Here is a 19,155-nt window from a genome sequence, read left to right as displayed (position 1 = left end):
TCTTGTGTTGGAAGCGATGCGGTTCACTTATGTGGCCTTTGTTATGGTTATGTGACGGATATCGGCCTTGCCTGGTCTATCGATATTGGCCCGTATCCTGAACGATCCTCCGGTTTCTTCTCTCAGCCATGTCGGGGCTTTCGGAACAGGCGTGCCTGTTCGAATAGTCCTTCGAGGGTGTTCATTCGCTCGCGCGTCTCGTCCCAGGACGAGCTCTGCACGGCCTCGATCAGGGCTTCGACGACAAACAGCGTCACGACGGAGCTGTCCCATGCCGACGGCGCCTCGATATGGAGCTTGAAACAGTGGCGGGCATGCTGTGCCACCGGCGACATCCACTGGTCTGTAAACACGATGATCTGCACGCCGTTGGCGCGCGCGACCTCCGCGAGCGTCGTCAGATCCGCCTCGTAGCGCCTGATGTCGAAGATCACGAGCACGTCGCCATCCTGCATATTGAGGACGTGCTGCGGCCATGAACTGGCATTCGATGACATCAAGGTCGTCCGGGGACGGATGACCTGCATATGGGTGAAGAAGTATTCGGCAAGCGCCCCCGTGATGCGTCCGCCGACGAAATAGATGCTGCGATGGCGGTCGCCGATCAGGCGGGCGGCTTCATCGAAGGTCGCCGTGCGCAGTTCTCCCAGCGAGTTGCGCAGATTGGCCATCACGGCTTCTGCAAAGCGATTGAGGATATGGCGATTGGGGGCGTTGGCGGCCCAACGATCGTGCTTGGCGATCGGGTTTGAGATCGTCGCCTCAAGCTCCTGGTGGAGATGCGCCTGGAATTCCGGATAACCCTTGTAGCCGAGCTTCTGCACCATGCGGGCGACTGTCGGGGTCGAGACGCCGGCATTCTCGGCAACGGTGGTGATGCTGCCCAGTCCGGAGACGGGGTAGTTCTGCAGCAGGCTTTCTGCCAGCTGCCGTTCGGCACGCGTCAGCCCGTCGAAATGGGCATGTATCACGTCCGACACCGTGGTCGACGCATTCATCAAGAACCGATTGACTCCCCTCAAGCCAGTCTGTCGCCAGCTTTTTTCGGATTAAGCCTCGCTGTCACAATTGAGTCAACTGGCCATTGAAGAGAATTTTTCAGTAGCGGATTGACAGACGCTTAACCGTGAAGAATTCTCTTCGAAAATAAGTTGGGCCAACGAGCCCTGGGGAACAATCAGCATGCTCTTGAGGTCGGGGATCCTGACAGCGTCGGACGGTGAGGTGGTTGCAGTCGATAATGCGACGGCGGCGAGCGGTCTCGTCTTTGTCTGCGAGCACGCATCTGCCGTGTTGCCGCCATCGGCAGGTGATCTTGGTCTTTCACCGGAGGCACTGTCCAGCCATATCGCCTGGGATCCGGGCGCTCTGGAGATCGCCCAGCGCCTGTCGACCTCGCTCAACGGCCTGCTCGTCCACCAGCGTTTCTCGCGACTGATCTATGACTGCAATCGTCCGCCGGAATCGCCGGCGGCCATGCCGGAAAAGAGCGAGATCTACGCGATCCCGGGAAATCTGAACCTCAGCCCGGCGGAGCGTTATGCGCGGACGGCGGCGCTCTACGTCCCCTTCCACGACCGGATTGCTGCCGAGATTGCGCGGGTCGCCGGGGAGGGCGGCAAGCCCGTCATCGTCACCGTGCATACGTTTACGCCGGTCTATTTTGGCAAACCGCGCGAGGTCGAGATCGGCATCCTCCACGATACCGACAGTCGCCTGGCGGATGCCATGCTTGAGGCCGCGGCCGGTGGTCCTTACCGTGTTGAGCGCAACTCGCCATACGGACCCGAAGACGGCGTGACCCATACGCTGCGTCTGCATGCGCTGCCGCAAGGCTTCGCCAATGTGATGATCGAGGTGCGCAACGACCTGGTTCGCGATGAAGCAGGCCTCAAGGCCATCTCCACCTATCTCGCGGACTTGATTTCAGGAGCGCTCGAAAGGGTCGCATAACTATTCAAAACGCTGAGCAAACCAAAAATCAATGAGGGAACGGATGCCGGCATACGAGATCATGAGACGAAGACCGCTTATGCGGTCCGGGCAGGCGGTAGACTGATGCCGCAAGCCCTGAAAACCTACGTGCGTATCGTCGATGCCTTCAATCGCCGCGTCGGCCGGATCGTCATGTATGGCGTCTTCGTCATGATGGGCATCTTGCTCTATTCGTCCATCTCCAAAGGCCTGTTCCTGCCAGCGCACTGGACGCTGGAAATGGCGCAGTTCGTCATGGCAGGCTATTATCTCTTGGGTGGCGCCTATTCGCTGCAACTCGACAGCCATGTGCGTATGGACCTGCTCTACGGTCGCTGGTCGCCGAAGACCAAGGCGATCGTCGACGTGATCACGATCATGATGCTGTTCGTCTACCTGTTCTTCCTGCTCTGGGGCGGTGTCTCGAGCACCACCTACGCACTGCAATATGGTGAAACCAGCTATTCTTCCTGGTCGCCCTACATGGCTCCCGTGAAGATTGTCATGGTTGTCGGTATCTTCCTCACCTTCCTGCAGGCGACCTCGATCTTCATCAAGGACCTTGCCATTGCCATGGGGAGGCCGCTTGCATGACTGAGTTCCTCAGCTACGAAATGATCGCGCTCCTGATGTTCTCATCGATGATGATGTCGATGCTGACAGGGCAGCGTGTGTTTGCGACCATCGGCTTCGTCGGCGTCGTGGCGGCTGCCGTGCTCTGGGGCAATGGCGGCTTCGAGATGGGCTTCTCGGCCGGCATGAAGCTGATGAAGTGGTATCCGCTGCTGACGCTGCCGCTCTTCATCTACATGGGCTATATGCTGTCGGAATCCGGCATCGCAGAGGACCTCTACAAGGCTTTCCATGTCTGGTTCGGTGGCATGCCGGGCGGTCTGGCGGTCGGCACGATCGGGTTGATGGTCGTGATCTCGGCGATGAACGGCCTATCCGTCGCGGGCATGGCGATCGGGGCGTCTATCGCGCTGCCCGAACTGCTGCGCCGCGGCTACGACAAGATCATGGTCTCCGGCGTCATCCAGGCCGGCAGTTCGCTCGGCATTCTGATCCCACCGAGTGTGGTGCTGGTACTTTACGGCATGATTGCCCGCCAGCCGGTGAGCCAGCTCTGGCTTGCAGGCGTCTTCCCCGGACTGATGCTTGCGACGATGTTCTGCCTCTACATCATCATCCGCTGCCGTCTCAATCCGGCGTTGGGTCCGGCCCTTCCCAAGGAAGAGCGTGACATGCCGATGCGCGAGAAGCTCAAGCTCTTGCAGGCGGGCATCCTGCCGTTCCTCATATTCTTCCTGATGATGGGTCTCTTCCTGATGGGCATCACCAGCCTCGTCGAGAGTTCGGCGGTCGGTGCGCTCGGGGCTCTCTTTGCGGCCTGGTACAAGGGACGGCTCACCAAGGCGGTCTGGAACCGGGTGCTTGAGCAGACGCTCGGCATTTCCTGCATGTTCATGTGGATCATTCTGGCAGCCCTCTGCTTCGGCGCCGTCTTCGACGGACTGGGTGCGGTCAGGGCGATCGAAAAGCTACTGGTCAATGACATCGGTCTGACCCCTTGGCAGATCCTGATCATGATGCAGCTGTCGTTCCTGGTGATGGGGGCCTTCCTCGACGATACGGCCATGCTGGTCATCGTCGCGCCGCTTTACATTCCGCTCGTCGGCAAGCTGGATCTGGGCATCGAAAACCCGCTGATCTGGTATGGCGTGCTCTACACGATCACCTGCCAGATTGCCTATATGACACCGCCCTTCGGTTATAATCTTTTCCTGATGAAGGCGATGGCGCCACCCGATTTCAGGCTGATAGATATCTATCGGTCGGTGATCCCGTTCGTCCTGATCATGATGCTCGGCATGGTGATCATCATGATCTTTCCACAGATCGCGACATGGCTGCCGAGCCAGATCTATCTCAGAGGTTAGCGTTCGAATGAAAAGAGGCCCGGCAAACGGGCCCGGCACAAGGACTACCCGCCGGACCTCAGGTCCTGCGGGCTTCAAAAGAAACGAAGAACAGAGGGAAACAACATGACCAACAGCAGACGTTCATTCCTGAAGACGGCCGCCATGGCGACCCCTGCCGTTCTGGCAGCCCCTTATGTCAAGGCACAGAACGCCAAGATCACCTGGCGCCTGCAGACCTATGCCGGTGCAGCACTCGCCGAATTCGTCATCCGGCCATCGGTTGACGCCTTCAACAAGGCGGCAAACGGCGAGATGGAAATCCAGCTCTTCACGGCAGACCAGCTGGTACCGACCGGCGAACTCTTCCGCGCCATGCAGGCCGGCACGATCGACGCTGTCCAGTCCGACGACGATTCGATGAACTCGCCTGTCGATATCAAGGTGTTCGGCGGCTACTTCCCGTTCGCCTCGCGCTACAGCCTCGACGTGCCGACGCTGTTCTACGAATATGGTCTCGCCGAGATCTGGGATGAGGCCTATACGGAAGTCGGCGTGAAGTGGCTTTCGGCCGGGGCCTGGGATCCGTGCAACTTCGCCACCAACAAGCCGATTACCAAGCTCGATGATCTCAAGGGCCTGCGCGTCTTCACCTTCCCGACGGCCGGCCAGTTCCTGTCGCAGTTCGGCGTCGTGCCGGTCACCATTCCGTTCGAAGACGTACCGGTTGCCATGCAGACGGGCGAAATCGACGCGATCGCCTGGTCGGGGATCACGGAAGTCTTCACCTCGGGCTGGGTTGATGTCACCAAGTACTTCCTGACCAACAATGTCTCCGGCGGCTGGGCAGGCTCGTTCTTTGCCAATGCCGACCGCTGGAACGAAGTCCCGCCGCACCTGCAGACCCTCTGGCAGATGTGCATGGATAGTTCCCACTACAAGCGCCTGCACTGGTACTGGGGCGGCGAAGCGCGTCTGCGTGCCGAAGGCGGTCGCCTCGAGCTCACCAGCATTCCGGATGCCGAATGGAAGACGGTCGAGGATGCGGCTCGCGTGTTCTGGGAAGAGGTTGCCAAGCAGACACCGCGCACCGGCAAGGTCGTCGAAATCCTGAAGAAGTATAATGGCGATATGGAAAAGGCCGGCAAGCCCTACCGTTACGGCTGATTGAACCGACATGGCGATCCGGCTTCGGCCGGGTCGCCTCCACAAAACAAGACGGCATAAACCAATCGCTGCCCTGGGAACACCGAGATGACCACGTACACATTCGAAGAGTTGAAAAAAGACGTCGCAGAAGGGCGCATCGACACGGTTCTGGCGTGTCAGGTGGACATGCAGGGTCGTTTGATGGGCAAGCGCTTCCAGGCGGAGTTCTTTGTCGAAAGCGCCTGGAAGGAAACGCATAGCTGCAACTATCTGCTCGCCACCGACATGGAGATGGAAACCGTCTCCGGTTACAAGGCGACGAGCTGGGAGAAAGGCTACGGCGACTACACCATGAAGCCCGATCTTTCGACGCTCCGCCGCATTCCATGGCTTGAGGGTACAGCGCTTGTTCTTTGCGACATGCTCGACCACGCAACCCACGCCGAGGTGCCGCACTCCCCGCGCGCCATCCTGAAGAAGCAGGTTGCCCGGCTGGAGGCCATGGGCATGAAGGCCTTCATGGCCACCGAACTCGAATTCTTCCTCTTCGACCAGACCTATGATGAGGCGCGGCTTTCAGGCTATCGCGACCTGAAAATGGTCTCGGGCTATAACGAGGACTACCACATCTTCCAGACAACCAAGGAAGAGGGCGTCATGCGGGCGATCCGCAAGGGTCTGCAGGGGGCGGGCATCCCGGTCGAAAACTCCAAGGGCGAGGCATCCGCCGGTCAGGAAGAGATCAATGTCCGCTATGCCGACGCGCTCACCATGGCCGACCGGCACGTGATCATCAAGAATGGCTGCAAGGAGATTGCCTGGTCGAAGGGCAAGGCGATCACCTTCCTTGCCAAGTGGCATTACAATGCCGCAGGCTCCTCGTCGCATATCCACCAGTCGCTGTGGTCTGCCGATGGCAAGACGCCACTGTTCTTTGACGAGAACGGTCAATACGGCATGTCGGAGGTGATGCGGCATTACATGGCGGGGCTGCTCGCCCATGCCGGCGAGTTCACCTATTTCCTTGCGCCCTATATCAATTCCTACAAGCGCTTCGTCGCCGGCACCTTTGCGCCGACCAAGGCGATCTGGTCGAAGGACAACCGGACTGCTGGCTACCGCCTGTGCGGCGAAGCGAGCAAGGGTATCCGCGTCGAGTGCCGCGTCGGTGGCTCTGACCTCAACCCGTATCTTGCCATGGCGGCGCTTCTGGCCGCCGGCATTGACGGGATCGAAAAGAAGATGGCGCTGGAGCCGGAATTTTCTGGTGATGCCTATGGTGCGCAGGGCGCGCGTGAAATTCCAAGGACGCTCAGGGCGGCTGCAGAGACGCTTCGTGGCTCGGCCATGCTGCGGGCAGCTTTCGGCGATGACGTCGTCGATCACTACGTTCGCGCAGCGGAGTGGGAACAAGAGGAATACGATCGCCGGATCACGGATTGGGAGGTCGCGCGCGGCTTCGAGCGGGCGTGACCAAAGGCGGCCTTGAGCCCGCCACGATCCCCGGCGTATGGGTGGAAACAAGGACAGCGGCTGCGGCCGCTGTCATCTCGTTCTAGAACAACAGGAAGACGATCATGACCATGATCCAATGCATTTCGCCGATCGACGGATCGGTTTACGCCGAGCGACCGGCCATGTCCCTGGAAGCGGCGACCGAGGCTGTGGCCCGCGCCCGTAAGGCGCAGAAGGCCTGGGCGCGCCGGCCGCTTGAGGACCGCGTTCAGCTGGTGCTGAAGGGCGTTGCCCGCCTCAACGAGATGGCGGACGAAGTGGTGCCGGAACTGGCCCATATGATGGGCCGTCCGGTGCGCTACGGCGGCGAATACAAGGGCTTCAACGAGCGCTCCAACTATGTCGCGGCGATTGCAGCCGACTCGCTTGCGCCACTGGTCGTGGAAGCAAGTGACAGTTTCGAGCGCCGCATCGAGCGCGAGCCGCATGGCGTGGTCTTCGTCATCGCGCCGTGGAACTACCCTTACATGACCGCGATCAACACGATCGCGCCGGCGCTGATGGCGGGCAACACCGTCGTCATCAAGCATGCGACCCAGACGCTGCTGGTCGGCGAGCGCATGGTGCGCGCCTTTGTCGAAGCGGGTGTTCCCGATGATGTCTTCATCAACCTCTTCCTCGACCACGCTACGACCTCGGCGCTGATCGCGGCTGGCAATTTCAACTTCATCAACTTCACCGGTTCGGTCGAAGGCGGGCGTTCCATCGAACGGGCCGCTGCCGGCACTTTTGCCGGTCTCGGCCTGGAGCTCGGCGGCAAGGACCCCGGTTACGTCATGGAAGACGCCGACCTGGAGGCTGCCGTCGATACGCTGATGGATGGCGCCACCTACAATTCCGGCCAGTGCTGCTGCGGCATCGAGCGCATCTATGTGCATGAGAGCCTCTACGACGCCTTCGTCGAGAAGTCGGTCGCCTGGGTGTCGAACTACAAGCTAGGCAATCCGCTGGATGCCGAAACAACGCTCGGGCCGATGGCCAACAAGCGCTTCGCCAAGGTGGTGCGCGAGCAGATCGCCGATGCCGTGTCGAAGGGTGCCAAGGCGCTGGTCGATCCGAAGCTTTTCCCGGCCGATGACGGCGGCGCCTATATCATGCCGCAGATCCTCGTGAACGTCGATCATTCCATGGCCTTCATGAAGGACGAGACCTTTGGTCCGGCCGTCGGCATCATGAAGGTGAAGAGCGACGACGAGGCGCTCGGTTTGATGAACGACAGCCCCTATGGTCTGACCGCCTCGCTCTGGACGCAGGATCCGGAGCGCGCCGCCCGCATCGGCCGCGAGATCGAGACCGGCACCGTGTTCATGAACCGCGCCGATTACCTCGACCCGGCGCTTTGCTGGACCGGCGTCAAGGAAACCGGCAAGGGCGGCTCGCTCTCCGTGCTCGGCTTCCAGAACCTTACCCGTCCGAAATCCTACCACCTGAAGAAAGTCACGAAATGAACATCGTCGCCAATTGGAGCTATCCCACCGCCATCAAGATGGGACGTGGCCGCATCAAGGAACTGGCGGACGCCTGCAAATCGCTCGGCATGAAGAAGCCGTTGCTGATCACCGACCGGGGCCTCGCACCGATGGCGATCACCCAGACTGCGCTCGACGTGCTGGAAGAAGCCGGTCTCGGTCGCGCGCTCTTTGCCGATGTCGATCCGAACCCGAATGAGAAGAATCTCGAAGCCGGCATCAAGGCTTACAAGGATGGCGGTCACGACGGCGTTGTCGCCTTTGGCGGCGGCTCGGGCCTCGACCTTGGCAAGTGCGTGGCCTTCATGGCCGGCCAGACACGGCCGGTCTGGGACTTCGAGGATATCGGCGACTGGTGGACCCGTGCGAATTCCGATGCGATCGCCCCGATCGTCGCCGTGCCGACCACGGCCGGCACCGGTTCGGAAGTCGGTCGTGCCTCGGTCATCACCAATTCCGTGACGCATGTGAAGAAGATCATCTTCCATCCGAAGTTCCTGCCCGGCGTTGTCATCTGCGACCCGGAACTGACCGTCGGCATGCCGAAGATGATCACGGCCGGCACCGGCATGGATGCCTTCGCGCATTGCCTGGAAGCCTATTCCTCGCCCTTCTATCATCCGATGAGCCAGGGCATCGCGCTCGAAGGCATGCGTCTCGTCAAGGAATTCCTGCCGCGTGCCTACAAGGACGGCACTGACCTCGAAGCCCGAACCAACATGATGTCGGCGGCTGCCATGGGCGCCGTCGCCTTCCAGAAGGGGCTCGGCGCAATCCATGCGCTGTCGCATCCGATCGGGGCCGTCTACAACACCCATCACGGCATGACGAACGCCGTTGTCATGCCGCCGGTCCTGAAGTTCAACCGTCACGTCATTGAGGAGCGGATTGAGCGGGCGGCTGCCTATCTCGGCATTGCGGGAGGGTTTGATGGCTTCTACGACTATGTGCTCGCCCTGCGCGCCGAACTCAACGTCCCGGCCAACCTGACGGCCATGGGCATTGCCAATGACCGGATCGATGAGCTCTCGGCCATGGCGATCGAGGATCCCAGCGCCGGCGGCAATCCGGTCAAGATGACGCTCGAAAACACCAAGCAGCTCTTCGCCGACTGCTTCTGATCTCACGCGTCGCTCGCTTGAAAGGCCCCGGCATGTCGTGCCGGGGCCTCTGCAGCCATGCTGTCGGGTCGAGCTTCTGCCTGCCCATTCCTATCAGCGAATATACTAGGCATTTCCGTCGCTTCTCCCCAATAAGGGGGAGGGGGACCTCGCACGCGTTTCCAGTTTGTTAACCATGTTTGCGCCATGATGACAGCATGTGGCACCGATGACGCAGGTTGCCAAAGAGCGATGAGCCGCTCGGATCTGACCTCCCAAGGAAACAGCATGCCAGTCATTTCTTTTGCCAATGCCAAGGGTGGTGCCGGCAAGACCACCGCAGCCCTTCTTCTCGCCACCGAACTGGCCCATCAGGGATACCGCGTCGCCATCCTTGATGCCGATCCTCAGCGCTGGATCACCCAGTGGCACGAGATCTCGGGTCCGCAGCGCAACATCGAGGTGGTCTCCGAGGTTACGGTCGCTTCCGTGCAAGGACATATCCGCGAGTTGTCGCGCAGCAACGACTACATCATCATGGATCTGGCCGGTGCGCGCGACGCCATGGTGACGACTGCGATCGGTCTCTCCGATCACGTGATGATCCCTGTCCAGGGTTGCGCCATGGACGCCAAGGGCGGCGCGCAGATCCTCGACCTCATCAAGCTGATGCAGGATGCCGGCAACCTCGTCATTCCACATTCGGTCGTGCTCACGCGCGTCACCTCGATGGTGACCACGCGCGCACTTCTGACGATCAAGGGGCTTCTGGCGGCTCGTGGCGTCAATGTCATCAACACGCCGATTGCTGAACGCAGTGCTTACCGCGAGATCTTCGACTGTGGTGGCACGCTGTATTCGATGGATACGGCGAAGATCAGCAATCTCGACAAGGCTCAGGACAATGCCAAGGCCTTCGCTTCCGAGGTCATGCGCCTGTTGCCGGTCAAGGTGATCCGCTCCAGCGAGCCGCGTCGCCTGTTCCGTCTGGTGCGCTCAGCCGCCTGATAACCCCAAATTCGACACTACAACCCGCGTTTGGCAAGCCAAGCGCGGGTTAACATTCTGTCGCCACCTTCAGGGTCAAAGCCATGGCTGCATGCCAGCTCGTGCCATTCGACCGCAGCACCGGCGGCCCTCAGCTGGTCGACAACCCCGACTGCGTCTAATCGTTCGCGCCTTTCGTCATTTTCTCCCGATACGAGAAGGAATGGTGTTCCGGCAAGATCGGGAAAGCAGTTCTGGGTGAAGGGCTTTTCTGGGCGAAGCAATACGGCGCCTGACAGCAAGGCCGTGTGACGTGCAGTCAGGGCTGCTGCCATTATCGCGCCGCTCGAAAAGCCGATCAGCAGGGCCGGCTCTCCATGCCTCTGCCCGATGATCAAGAGCAGTTGCGACAGTTCTGCAGCCCTGTCGGTAAGGTTCACCTCATCAATCGACCTGTCCGTCCGTCTTCTGAAGAACGTGAACGACGCATCTGATGGCTCGCGACCTCGCGGACAGTACGTCGGATGAGCGGGTGCTGCCTCCCTGGCAAAGTCCAGAAGTGAGAATTCATCCTGGTTGCTGCCATGCAGAAACACTAACGGTTGGTGACGGCTCTCGCCCTCGCGGAAGAGTGTCGGGAAGCCCGCAAACTCGCGAGCGCCTGAGCTGTCACTCGACAAATTCCACCGTCACGCCCGACTTGACCATCTTTGCCAGTTCCGTCGCATCCCAGTTGGTGAGGCGAATGCAGCCGTGGCTCTGGGTGCGGCCGATCTTGGAGGGCTCGGGGGTTCCGTGGATGCCGTAGGTCGGCTTCGACAGCGCCAGCCAGACCGTGCCGACGGGGCCGTTCGGCCCTGGCGGGATCTGCAGGACTTGGGTGTTGTTGCCCTGCTGGAAATTGATCTTCGGATTGTAGGTGTAGCCCGGGTTGAGCGCGATGCGTTCGATCGTGACGGTGCCCGACGGGGAGGGTGTATCGGCCGAGCCGATGCTGGCCGGGTAAGCGGCGATCAGGCCGCCATCCTCGCCATAGGCGAAGACCTGCTTCAGACCCTTGTTGGCGACGATGCGTGCCACGTTACCCTTCTTGTACGGGCCGGGCTCCACCACCTTGATCGTCGTGCCCGGGATCGAGAAGTCGACGCCGGGATTCAGTTCGCGCAGATAGCCCTCATCCATGTGGAAACGCTCGGCGAGCATCTCCGCCGTCGAGGTGTAGGACAGGGCCGGAAGCTGTGCCTTGTGTGCGTAGTCGTCGGGGATCGACGCGACAAAGGGGCCGGCGGCATCGCCGGCGGTGATCGTGTAGCTCTTGATCGCGAGGCCGCCGGAGAGACGCAGGCGCTCCAGGATGTCGTCGGCATTGTTCGGGTCGAGCGTTTCGCCGGTCATTTGCTCCCAGGCGACGATCGCCTTGTTGACGTTCTGGCCCATCTTGCCGTCGATGACGCCGGGCGAAATGCCTTCACGATCGAGGAACGCCTGGAGGGCGGTGATCTCCAGGCGGGAGAGATTGCTCTTGACCGGGATTTCAGGCGTCACCGTGCGGGCAGGGGCCGTGTCGGCAGGTGCGGGCAGATCCGGGCCGCCATACGGCATGTCCTGGGGCAGGCCGTCGAGCGGCAGGCTGTCACGCGGGTCGACGTCGGGGATCGATGCGGTCGTGACGTCGTCGTCCCAGCCACGCGGCGCAGGTGCGGGTTCGGAATAGGGATCGTAGACGCCGGGCAGGCCTCGGTTTCCGCCACGCTGGCGGGGAGGATAATAGCTTTCCGCCGGAATCTCGGTTGCGACCAGATTGCCCATGCGGTCGATCAGCACCGTGCGGCCCATTCGGTCTCGGCTGATCATGACTTCGCCGGCTTCCGGCACATAGTCGAGGATATCGCCCTCCGGCGAGACGAGCAGCATCTGGGCGTTGCGACCGTCATAGACCGATTGTGCCGAGGCTAGGCTCACAGATGTGAGAGAGGCGGCGGCCAAAACCGCAAGTATCAAGCTAGATTTCCTGAAGTCGAACACGATTCGGTTTCCTCGTCTGAGCCGGCGACAAACGCGATAAATTTGACACTAATGTGGAAAAGGTGAATTCATAATGAATTGAGAGTTAACTCGCTGTGGGGGCGGAAGAGATAACCGGGCTGGATGCAGGGTCGCAGCGCCGGGTTGAGGGGGGACAATGCAGGATAGACTGAGGATGGAGGCATTTATGCCCTTTCGGCTTTTACGCGTGGCCGAAAGCGTTGACCACGGCTTCATGCAGTTCTGCGGCCCGGAAGACGAGTTGTCATGGTCCGAATGGCAGGTTCTCTGGTCGCTCGGCGAACACACGCCGACAACGGCGAAGGCCATCTCCTCCCATTCGGGTCTTTCCAAGACAAAAATCAGTCGTGCCGTGAAGGTCCTAGAGGACAAAGGATATCTCATTCGCAAAAAGGATCGATCGGACCGGCGCTTTGAACTTCTGTCGTTAACGCTCAAGGGGCAGCACAGGTTCGAACGGCTCGCGGACGAGGCTGGGGCTTTCCAGCAGTGGCTTGAGCGCAGTGTCAACATCGCCTATCTCTCCTCGCTCGACAGCGGGCTCATCGGCCTGGAGGATCTCATCTCCACCGGTCACCTCAGGGCCCCGCAACGGCAGGCCGAGGAACCTCTTGCATGATCACTTTTTCCGGTCCCAGGGGACCGCGTCTGGCACTGGACGAAAGCTCGGTATTCGATATCGGCTCGTGCATCGTCGAGGGCGTCGATCTGTCACCCGGCCGTGCGATCCCTGATGACGGCGATCCGCGGATTGACCATTCGCTGGAAGGGTTCCTGTTTACCTGCGGGCCCGACCATATCCGTCACCGCGAACCGATCGCCGGTACGGACCGGCACTATCCTCTGCACGGCTCCTTTTCAGCCAACCCGGCGCATTCGATAGAGATGGCGGTCGAGGGAGAGGATCTCGTGGCGCGGGCCGTGGTCGATGTGACACTCGCGGCTGGCGGCCACGCGCAGTTGCGGCGGCAGTGGCGCCTGAAGGCCGAGAGCGGCGAGGTGCAGCTTTCGGATACGGTCGCCAATGTCGGCGAAACCGCCTTTCCGGCCTTTCTGATGTATCACATGAATCTGGGCGCGAAGCACTTCGACGACGAAACGCAGCTCGAAGGGGCGATGCTCGACGGCGGTGGTTTTCCCTGGACCTTCGGCGAAGCGGAGGGTGGCATCTTCTGCGTACCCGCTGGTCATGGCGGCTGGGCAGAACTGCGTCTGGGGCCGATCGCGACGATCGGCGGCAAGCGGCTGAAGGTCCGTTTCCGAACCGATACACTGCCGCATCTGCAGGTGTGGAGAAACCAGAGGCTGCCTGCCCATGTGCTCGGCATCGAGCCGGTCTCGCATCGCTGGAAGGGGCGTGCCGAGCTCGAGGCGGCGGGCGAATTCAATATCCTGCAGCCGGGCGAAAGCCGGGACTACGGACTTGCATTTTCCTTCGTCTGACGACCGATCGGTGCTCCCCCTACGATTGACGCTCAGGGATGCCCGTCGTAGATGTTTGGCCCTAAGGAAATTGACGAGGAGCCCCGATGAACATCCGCCAGATCAACGAGGAATATTCGGTCAGCGGCCAGATCACGGTCGACGAGGTCGACGAGATCAAGGCGCTCGGCTTCAAGTCGATCGTCTGCCATCGCCCGGATGGTGAAGAATTCGGCCAGCCTGAATTTGCAGCCGTTGCCAAGCGCGCGGAAGAACTCGGCCTCAAGATCAAGCATGTGCCCGTCGGGCCGAGTGGTGTCACGCCGGATGCCGTCGCCGACATGGTCGATGCGCTCGAAGAATTCGAACGTCCGATGCTCGGCTATTGCCGCTCCGGTGCCCGTTCGAACGCAACCTACGAACACGCACAGCGCCAGCGCGGCTGACGCGTCTTTTCCATTATCCTTGGCCGGACGTTCGCGTCCGGCCTGTCTGTTTTCTAAACCAGCCTCAAGCAGGAGTTATCCCATGAGCATCAAGCGTATCGAGCCCGGCAAGCGCATGAGCGGCGCCGTCGTCCACGGCAACACCGTTTACCTCGCCGGCCAGGTTGGTGAAGGCTCTACCGTGACCGAGCAGTCGAAGTCGGCGCTCGCCGAAGTCGACCGCCTGCTGGCCGCCGCCGGTTCGGACAAGTCGAAGATCCTGGAGACGATCATCTATCTCTCCGACATGTCGACCTTCGGCGAAATGAATGCCGTCTGGGAAGGCTGGATCGATCCGGCCAACCCGCCGGCCCGCGCCACCAGCGGTGCGCCGCTCGCGACGCCGGACTATCTGGTCGAGTTCATCGTCACAGCTGCTGTCTGATTTTTCAGGGCAACGCACAGAATGCGAAAGGCCGGGAGCGATCCCGGCCTTTTTTTCGTTTTCTCCGCCGGTTGCTCAGGGCTCACGGGCTGGCGGACTTGTGTCTCCTGGCAAGGAGCCAGCGATATAGGCGCCCGTCGATGGAGAGCAATCCGAGCGCGATCAGGCCCATTCCAGCGAAATGGTTGGGTGCCAGCCTTTCGCCGAGGAACAGATAGCCGAGCAGGATGGCGCTGACGGGAATGAGCAGGGTGACGAGGGAACTGTTGATCGCTCCACCGACCGCGAGGATGTGGAAGAAGAGGATGTATGCAAGCGCCGTGGAGAGTAGCCCGAGGCCGAGAAGCGCAGCGATGGTCGTCATTCCCGGCATCGGCAGATGCCATGGGCTATCGACCAGGGCGACCACGGGCATCATCATCAGCGTCGTCGCCGATACCTGGCCGAATGCACTGGTTGCCGGCGAGATGCCCATGCGCCGGAAGCGCCGGCCGAATACGCCAGCAAAGCCATAGGACAGGGCTGCGCCAAGGCAGGCGAGGAGGGGCAGGAGCGGAATGGCCTCTGTCTTCACGTGGTTTCCGGCCATCAGCACTGCGACACCCAAGAACCCAAGGGCGATGCCGACGAGCTTGTTGCGCGTGATGCCTTCGTCCGATGTCAGAACATGCGCGACGAGGATCGAGAAGATCGGAGTGGTCGCGTTGAGGATCGAGGCGAGACCGCTGGCGATCTGGGTCTGCCCCCAGAAGAGAAGCGTGAAGGGGATGAGATTGTTGAGGAGACCCATGCCCAGGAAAGCGGTCCAGATGGTGGCGTCTGCGGGGATGGGCTGGCGGCGTATGCGCAGATAGATAAACAGAGCCAATGCCGCGATCGCCACGCGGGCCAGAACCACCGTGAGCGGCGGAAGCTCGGAGAGGGCGACTTTGGAAAAGAAGAAGGAGCCGCCCCACAGCACGGACAGTGTCAGGAGGAGAGCCCAGTCTGTGAGGCCCATGGATTGGTTCGTCTGCATGCGATGGTTCCAGCTTTGATCTGATGGACATGAGTGGCGCGCCGAACCGCGATTTGCTCGCCGGATTCGGACTCTGTCCTTTTGAGGGGCCGAACGCTGATGTACTCTCTGATCATGAGCCTCGATATCCACCAATGTGAACAGGCATGGCTTGCGCGTGATCCCGAGTTTGACGGCCGGTTCTTCATCGGCGTTCGAACGACCGGGATCTATTGCCGTTGTGTCTGCCCGGTGCGCCAGCCTTATCGCTGCAATATCGAATTCCTGCCGAGTGCGGCGGCGGCCGAACTTGCGGGCTATCGCCCCTGCCTGCGCTGCCGGCCGGAAACGGCGCCGTTCAGCCCGGCGTGGAAGGGCAGTGCTGCCATCGTCGAAAGGGCAGCAAGACTGATCCGCGAGGAAGGCGCACTCGATGCACCCGGCGCGACCGTCGAGGTGCTTGCTGCCCGGGTTGGCGTCGGCGGGCGACATCTGACGCGGCTGTTTCAAAAGCATCTCGGCGCAAGCCCGCTGCAGGTGGCAAAAACGGCGCGTGTTCAGCGCGCCAAGCGCCTGCTGACCGGTACGGATATGACGATCACTGAGATTGCGCTGCAGGCGGGGTTTGGAAGCGTCAGGCGGTTCAATGCCGTCTTTCAGGAGGTGTACAAACGACCGCCGACGGCGATCAAACGGAGTTCGTCGCCACGCCCCTCGTGATCGCCTCTGTCGCGCCGTGACCTCTGGCCGAACAGAAAAATGGCCGGGGACGAGCCGGCCATCTTGTTTTGATTCAACCGCCTGTCAGGCTTTGTTGCGAATTTGAGTCAAAGTCCGTGTCGGCGTGATCGCCTCCGGGTCGAGCTTGATCTCGATGATCGAAGGCTTGCCGGAGGCGCGGGCGCGCAGGAAGGCGGGGGCGAAATCCTCCGTCTTCTCGACGGTTTCGCCGTGGCCGCCATAGGCCTTGGCCAGGGCTGCAAAATCGGGGTTGGTCAGGTCAGTGGCGCTGACGCGGCCCGGATATTCGCGCTCCTGGTGCATGCGGATCGTGCCGTACATGCTGTTGTTGATAACGAGCGTGATGATCGGCAGGTCGTAACGGATGGCGGTCGCGAATTCCTGGCCATGCATCATGAAGCAGCCGTCACCGGCAAAGCAGATGACCTCACGCTCCGGGAAGAGCTGCTTGGCAGCGACGGCTGCCGGCAGGCCATAGCCCATGGAGCCGGAGGTCGGGGCGGCCTGGGTGTTGAAGGCCTGGAAACGGTGGAAGCGGTGCAGCCAGGTGGCATAGTTGCCGGCGCCATTGGTGAAGATCGCATCCTTCGGCGTGTTGGCCTCGATCCACTCCATGACCGGCCCCATCTGGACGGCGCCGGGGCCGGCCTTCGGCGGTGTCGACCAGGCGACATAAGCGGCGTGCATGGTAACTGTGCGCTCGGCCCATACAGGGGCGGCGGGTGCATCGAGCGATGCGAGTGCTGCGACGAATTCCTCAGGCGCGGCACAGATCGCCAGATCGGCGCGGTAGACCCGGCCAAGCTCGGACGGATCCGGATGGATGTGGACGAGCGTCTGCGCCGGGTAGGGGATGTCCATCAGGGTATAGGAGGAGGACGGCATTTCCGAGAAACGTCCGCCGAGCAGGATCAGGAGGTCTGCCTCCTTCACTTCCCTGGCGAGCGCCGGATTGATGCCGATGCCGACATCGCCGGCATAGGACGGATGCAGGTGATCAAACAACATCTGGCGGCGGAAGGAGCAGCCGACCGGCAGCTTGAACTTTTCCGCAAAGGCCTGGATGCCGGCAACGGATGCCTCACTCCAGCGCGTGCCGCCGAGAACCACCATCGGGCGCTTCGCGGTCTTCAGCAGTTCGCCGAGGGCGGCGATCTGGCTCTGGCCGGGATGGGCCTCTACGGCCGTGTAGGGCTTTGCTTCCGGGGCCTCGACTTCGTCGAGCAGCATGTCTTCTGGCAGCGTCAGCACGACCGGGCCGGGACGGCCTGAGGTGGCGACGGCGAAGGCGCGGGTGACGAATTCTGGGATACGGCGGGCGTCATCGATCTCGCCGACCCATTTGGCGAACTCGGTGAAGGCGCGGCGGTATTCGACTTCCTGGAAGGCTTCGCGCTCCTTCATGTCGCGACCGATCTGACCGATGAAGAGGATCATCGGGATCGAATCCTGCTTGGCGACATGCAGTCCGGCAGACGCGTTGGTCGCGCCCGGACCACGGGTCACCATGCAGATGCCGGGTTTGCCGGTGAGGCGACCCCAGGTGTCGGCCATCATCGCCGCGCCGCCTTCCTGGCGGCAGACCAGCGTCTCGATGCCGCTGTCCTTCAGCGCGTCGAGCACGGCCAGAAAGCTTTCGCCGGGAACGCAGGACACGCGCTCGACGCCGTTGGCCTTCAAGGCTTCGACTACAAGGGCTCCGCCGGTTCTCTTCATTTGATCTTCCTTTCCAGCTCGGCCAGTTCGGCCAGAATGTCTTCGCCATGCTCGCCAATGCGCGGGCTCGGGCGCTCGTAGCGCAGGGGTGTCTCGGAGAGCACGATCGGCGTGCGCACGCTTGGGATGACCGTGCCCTTGTCGTCGGTCAAATCGATCTTGAGGCCGCGGGCCTGGACCTGCGGGTCGGCGAACATTTCCTCGATCGAGTTGATCGGTCCCGCGGGCACGGCATTCGCCTCACAGGCGGACAGCAGATCGCGCTTCTGCCATTTCTCTGTTTCTGCGGTGACGATGCGGCGGACCTCGACCTTGTTGGCGACACGGGCCTTGTTGGTGGCGAAACGTTCGTCTTCAGTGGCTGTGGGGATACCGAGGATGGTGCAAAGACGCTTGAACTGGCCGTCATTGCCGACGGCGAGGATCAGGTGGCCGTCTGATGTCGGCACGACTTCATAAGGGCTGATGTTCGGATGGGCATTGCCGAGGCGTGTCGGCGGCTTGCCGGAGATCAGGTAATTCATGTTCTGGTTGGCGAGCACCGCCGACATCACGTCGAGCAGGGCCATGTCGACGAACTGGCCCTGACCTGTTTTCATAACGTGGATAAGGGCGGCCTGGATCGCGGTCACCGCATAGATGCCGGTGAAGATGTCGGCGATCGCGACACCTGCCTTCATCGGTTCGCCGTCCTTTTCGCCTGTTATCGACATGAAGCCGGACATGCCCTGGACGATGTAGTCGTAGCCGGCGAAATCGGCATAGGGGCCGTTCTGGCCAAAGCCGGTGATCGAGCAGTAGACGAGCTTCGGGTTGATCGCTTTCAGGCTCGCGTAATCTAGACCGTATTTCTCAAGGCCGCCGCGCTTGAAGTTCTCGATGACGACATCGGCCGAGGCGCAGAGGCGGCGGACGATTGCCTGGCCTTCCTCGGTCTTCAAGTCGACGGCAATCGAGCGCTTGTTGCGGTTGGTGGAGTGGTAATAGGCCGCCGAGAGGTTTTCGCCATCGGCGCCCTCGACGAAGGGCGGACCCCAGGCGCGGGTGTCGTCTCCACCATCAGGGTTTTCGACCTTGATCACGTCGGCACCGAGATCGGCGAGCATCTGGCCTGCCCATGGGCCTGCGAGTACGCGGGCCAGTTCGATCACGCGGATGCCGGTGAGCGGGGCAGGGGATGATGGCTTGGGCGTCATTGCGCGATCCTGTGCGGCGTCGTCAGGTTCGGCGATCCGACAAAATTGGATCTC

19 protein-coding genes are annotated in these 19,155 nt (G+C 61.3%); 13 read left to right on the top strand and 6 right to left on the bottom strand.

Features of this window, described 5'->3' with window-relative positions; translation table 11 throughout:
- Positions 1-122: 122 nt before the first annotated feature.
- Entirely contained in the window at positions 123-998 is an 876-nt protein-coding gene (locus tag GH983_RS11045; protein WP_371418485.1) for a MurR/RpiR family transcriptional regulator, read from the bottom strand.
- 184 nt (positions 999-1,182) lie between these two features.
- Here GH983_RS11045 and GH983_RS11040 point away from each other — a divergent pair, with 184 nt between their 5' ends.
- The 8 genes from GH983_RS11040 to GH983_RS11005 all read left to right on the top strand — a co-directional run bounded on the left by GH983_RS11040 (position 1,183) and on the right by GH983_RS11005 (position 10,134).
- Positions 1,183-1,953 carry an N-formylglutamate amidohydrolase gene (locus GH983_RS11040; RefSeq protein ID WP_054151636.1) on the top strand — a complete coding sequence of 257 codons (771 nt, stop codon included), beginning with the start codon at positions 1,183-1,185 and terminating at the stop codon, positions 1,951-1,953.
- Positions 1,954-2,058: 105 nt separating this feature from the next.
- Positions 2,059-2,568, top strand: coding sequence for a TRAP transporter small permease subunit (locus tag GH983_RS11035; RefSeq protein ID WP_054151637.1), 510 nt, complete (start codon positions 2,059-2,061; stop codon positions 2,566-2,568).
- A complete protein-coding gene (locus GH983_RS11030) occupies positions 2,565-3,914 on the top strand; it encodes a TRAP transporter large permease subunit (RefSeq protein WP_069041093.1) in 1,350 nt (449 codons plus the stop codon). The genes GH983_RS11035 and GH983_RS11030 overlap by 4 nt, the downstream gene beginning before the upstream one ends.
- Before the next feature lie 105 nt (positions 3,915-4,019).
- Positions 4,020-5,060 (top strand): TRAP transporter substrate-binding protein, encoded by a 1,041-nt coding sequence (locus GH983_RS11025; protein WP_054151639.1) that lies wholly within the window; start codon positions 4,020-4,022, stop codon positions 5,058-5,060.
- A gap of 87 nt (positions 5,061-5,147) precedes the next feature.
- The gene (locus GH983_RS11020) at positions 5,148-6,515 is read left to right on the top strand and encodes a glutamine synthetase family protein (RefSeq protein WP_153762435.1); all 1,368 of its coding nucleotides are present in this window, start codon (positions 5,148-5,150) and stop codon (positions 6,513-6,515) included.
- Positions 6,516-6,619: 104 nt separating this feature from the next.
- The gene (locus GH983_RS11015; protein WP_153762434.1) at positions 6,620-8,005 is read left to right on the top strand and encodes an aldehyde dehydrogenase family protein; all 1,386 of its coding nucleotides are present in this window, start codon (positions 6,620-6,622) and stop codon (positions 8,003-8,005) included.
- Positions 8,002-9,147, top strand: coding sequence for an iron-containing alcohol dehydrogenase (locus tag GH983_RS11010; RefSeq protein WP_054151642.1), 1,146 nt, complete (start codon positions 8,002-8,004; stop codon positions 9,145-9,147). Before GH983_RS11015 ends, GH983_RS11010 begins: the two co-directional genes overlap by 4 nt.
- A gap of 267 nt (positions 9,148-9,414) precedes the next feature.
- Complete coding sequence (locus GH983_RS11005) at positions 9,415-10,134, top strand: ParA family protein (protein ID WP_054151643.1); 720 nt, start codon at positions 9,415-9,417, stop codon at positions 10,132-10,134.
- 17 nt (positions 10,135-10,151) lie between these two features.
- Here GH983_RS11005 and GH983_RS11000 read toward each other — a convergent pair whose 3' ends face one another.
- Positions 10,152-10,793 (bottom strand): alpha/beta hydrolase, encoded by a 642-nt coding sequence (locus GH983_RS11000; protein ID WP_153762433.1) that lies wholly within the window; start codon positions 10,791-10,793, stop codon positions 10,152-10,154.
- Complete coding sequence (locus GH983_RS10995; protein ID WP_069041095.1) at positions 10,783-12,138, bottom strand: L,D-transpeptidase; 1,356 nt, start codon at positions 12,136-12,138, stop codon at positions 10,783-10,785. The genes GH983_RS11000 and GH983_RS10995 overlap by 11 nt, the downstream gene beginning before the upstream one ends.
- 187 nt (positions 12,139-12,325) lie before the next feature.
- Here GH983_RS10995 and GH983_RS10990 point away from each other — a divergent pair, with 187 nt between their 5' ends.
- From GH983_RS10990 to GH983_RS10975, 4 genes are all read left to right on the top strand, one after another.
- Positions 12,326-12,778: a MarR family winged helix-turn-helix transcriptional regulator gene (locus GH983_RS10990; RefSeq protein ID WP_246727543.1), complete on the top strand. Its 453-nt coding sequence runs from the start codon at positions 12,326-12,328 to the stop codon at positions 12,776-12,778.
- A complete protein-coding gene (locus GH983_RS10985) occupies positions 12,775-13,602 on the top strand; it encodes a DUF4432 family protein (protein WP_153762432.1) in 828 nt (275 codons plus the stop codon). Before GH983_RS10990 ends, GH983_RS10985 begins: the two co-directional genes overlap by 4 nt.
- An 86-nt stretch (positions 13,603-13,688) precedes the next feature.
- A complete protein-coding gene (locus GH983_RS10980; protein ID WP_153762431.1) occupies positions 13,689-14,027 on the top strand; it encodes a TIGR01244 family sulfur transferase in 339 nt (112 codons plus the stop codon).
- Between the two features lie 82 nt (positions 14,028-14,109).
- On the top strand, positions 14,110-14,451 hold the full coding sequence (locus tag GH983_RS10975; protein ID WP_153762430.1) for a RidA family protein: 342 nt from the start codon (positions 14,110-14,112) through the stop codon (positions 14,449-14,451).
- An 82-nt stretch (positions 14,452-14,533) separates the two neighbouring features.
- Here GH983_RS10975 and GH983_RS10970 read toward each other — a convergent pair whose 3' ends face one another.
- Entirely contained in the window at positions 14,534-15,469 is a 936-nt protein-coding gene (locus GH983_RS10970) for a DMT family transporter (protein WP_153762429.1), read from the bottom strand.
- Between the two features lie 114 nt (positions 15,470-15,583).
- Here GH983_RS10970 and GH983_RS10965 point away from each other — a divergent pair, with 114 nt between their 5' ends.
- The gene (locus tag GH983_RS10965) at positions 15,584-16,168 is read left to right on the top strand and encodes a bifunctional transcriptional activator/DNA repair enzyme AdaA (RefSeq protein ID WP_069043768.1); all 585 of its coding nucleotides are present in this window, start codon (positions 15,584-15,586) and stop codon (positions 16,166-16,168) included.
- A gap of 84 nt (positions 16,169-16,252) precedes the next feature.
- Here the strand turns inward: GH983_RS10965 and GH983_RS10960 are convergent, their stop codons facing one another.
- Both GH983_RS10960 and GH983_RS10955 read right to left on the bottom strand, forming a co-directional pair.
- A complete protein-coding gene (locus GH983_RS10960) occupies positions 16,253-17,905 on the bottom strand; it encodes a thiamine pyrophosphate-binding protein (protein WP_153762428.1) in 1,653 nt (550 codons plus the stop codon).
- Complete coding sequence (locus tag GH983_RS10955; RefSeq protein WP_153762427.1) at positions 17,902-19,101, bottom strand: CaiB/BaiF CoA-transferase family protein; 1,200 nt, start codon at positions 19,099-19,101, stop codon at positions 17,902-17,904. The genes GH983_RS10960 and GH983_RS10955 overlap by 4 nt, the downstream gene beginning before the upstream one ends.
- Between the last annotated feature and the right edge of the window lie 54 nt (positions 19,102-19,155).

This window comes from Agrobacterium sp. MA01, assembly GCF_009650195.1.
Taxonomy (GTDB): domain Bacteria; phylum Pseudomonadota; class Alphaproteobacteria; order Rhizobiales; family Rhizobiaceae; genus Allorhizobium.
Note: the sequence above shows the minus strand (reverse complement) of the source record. Positions and strands in the feature narration are given on the sequence as shown.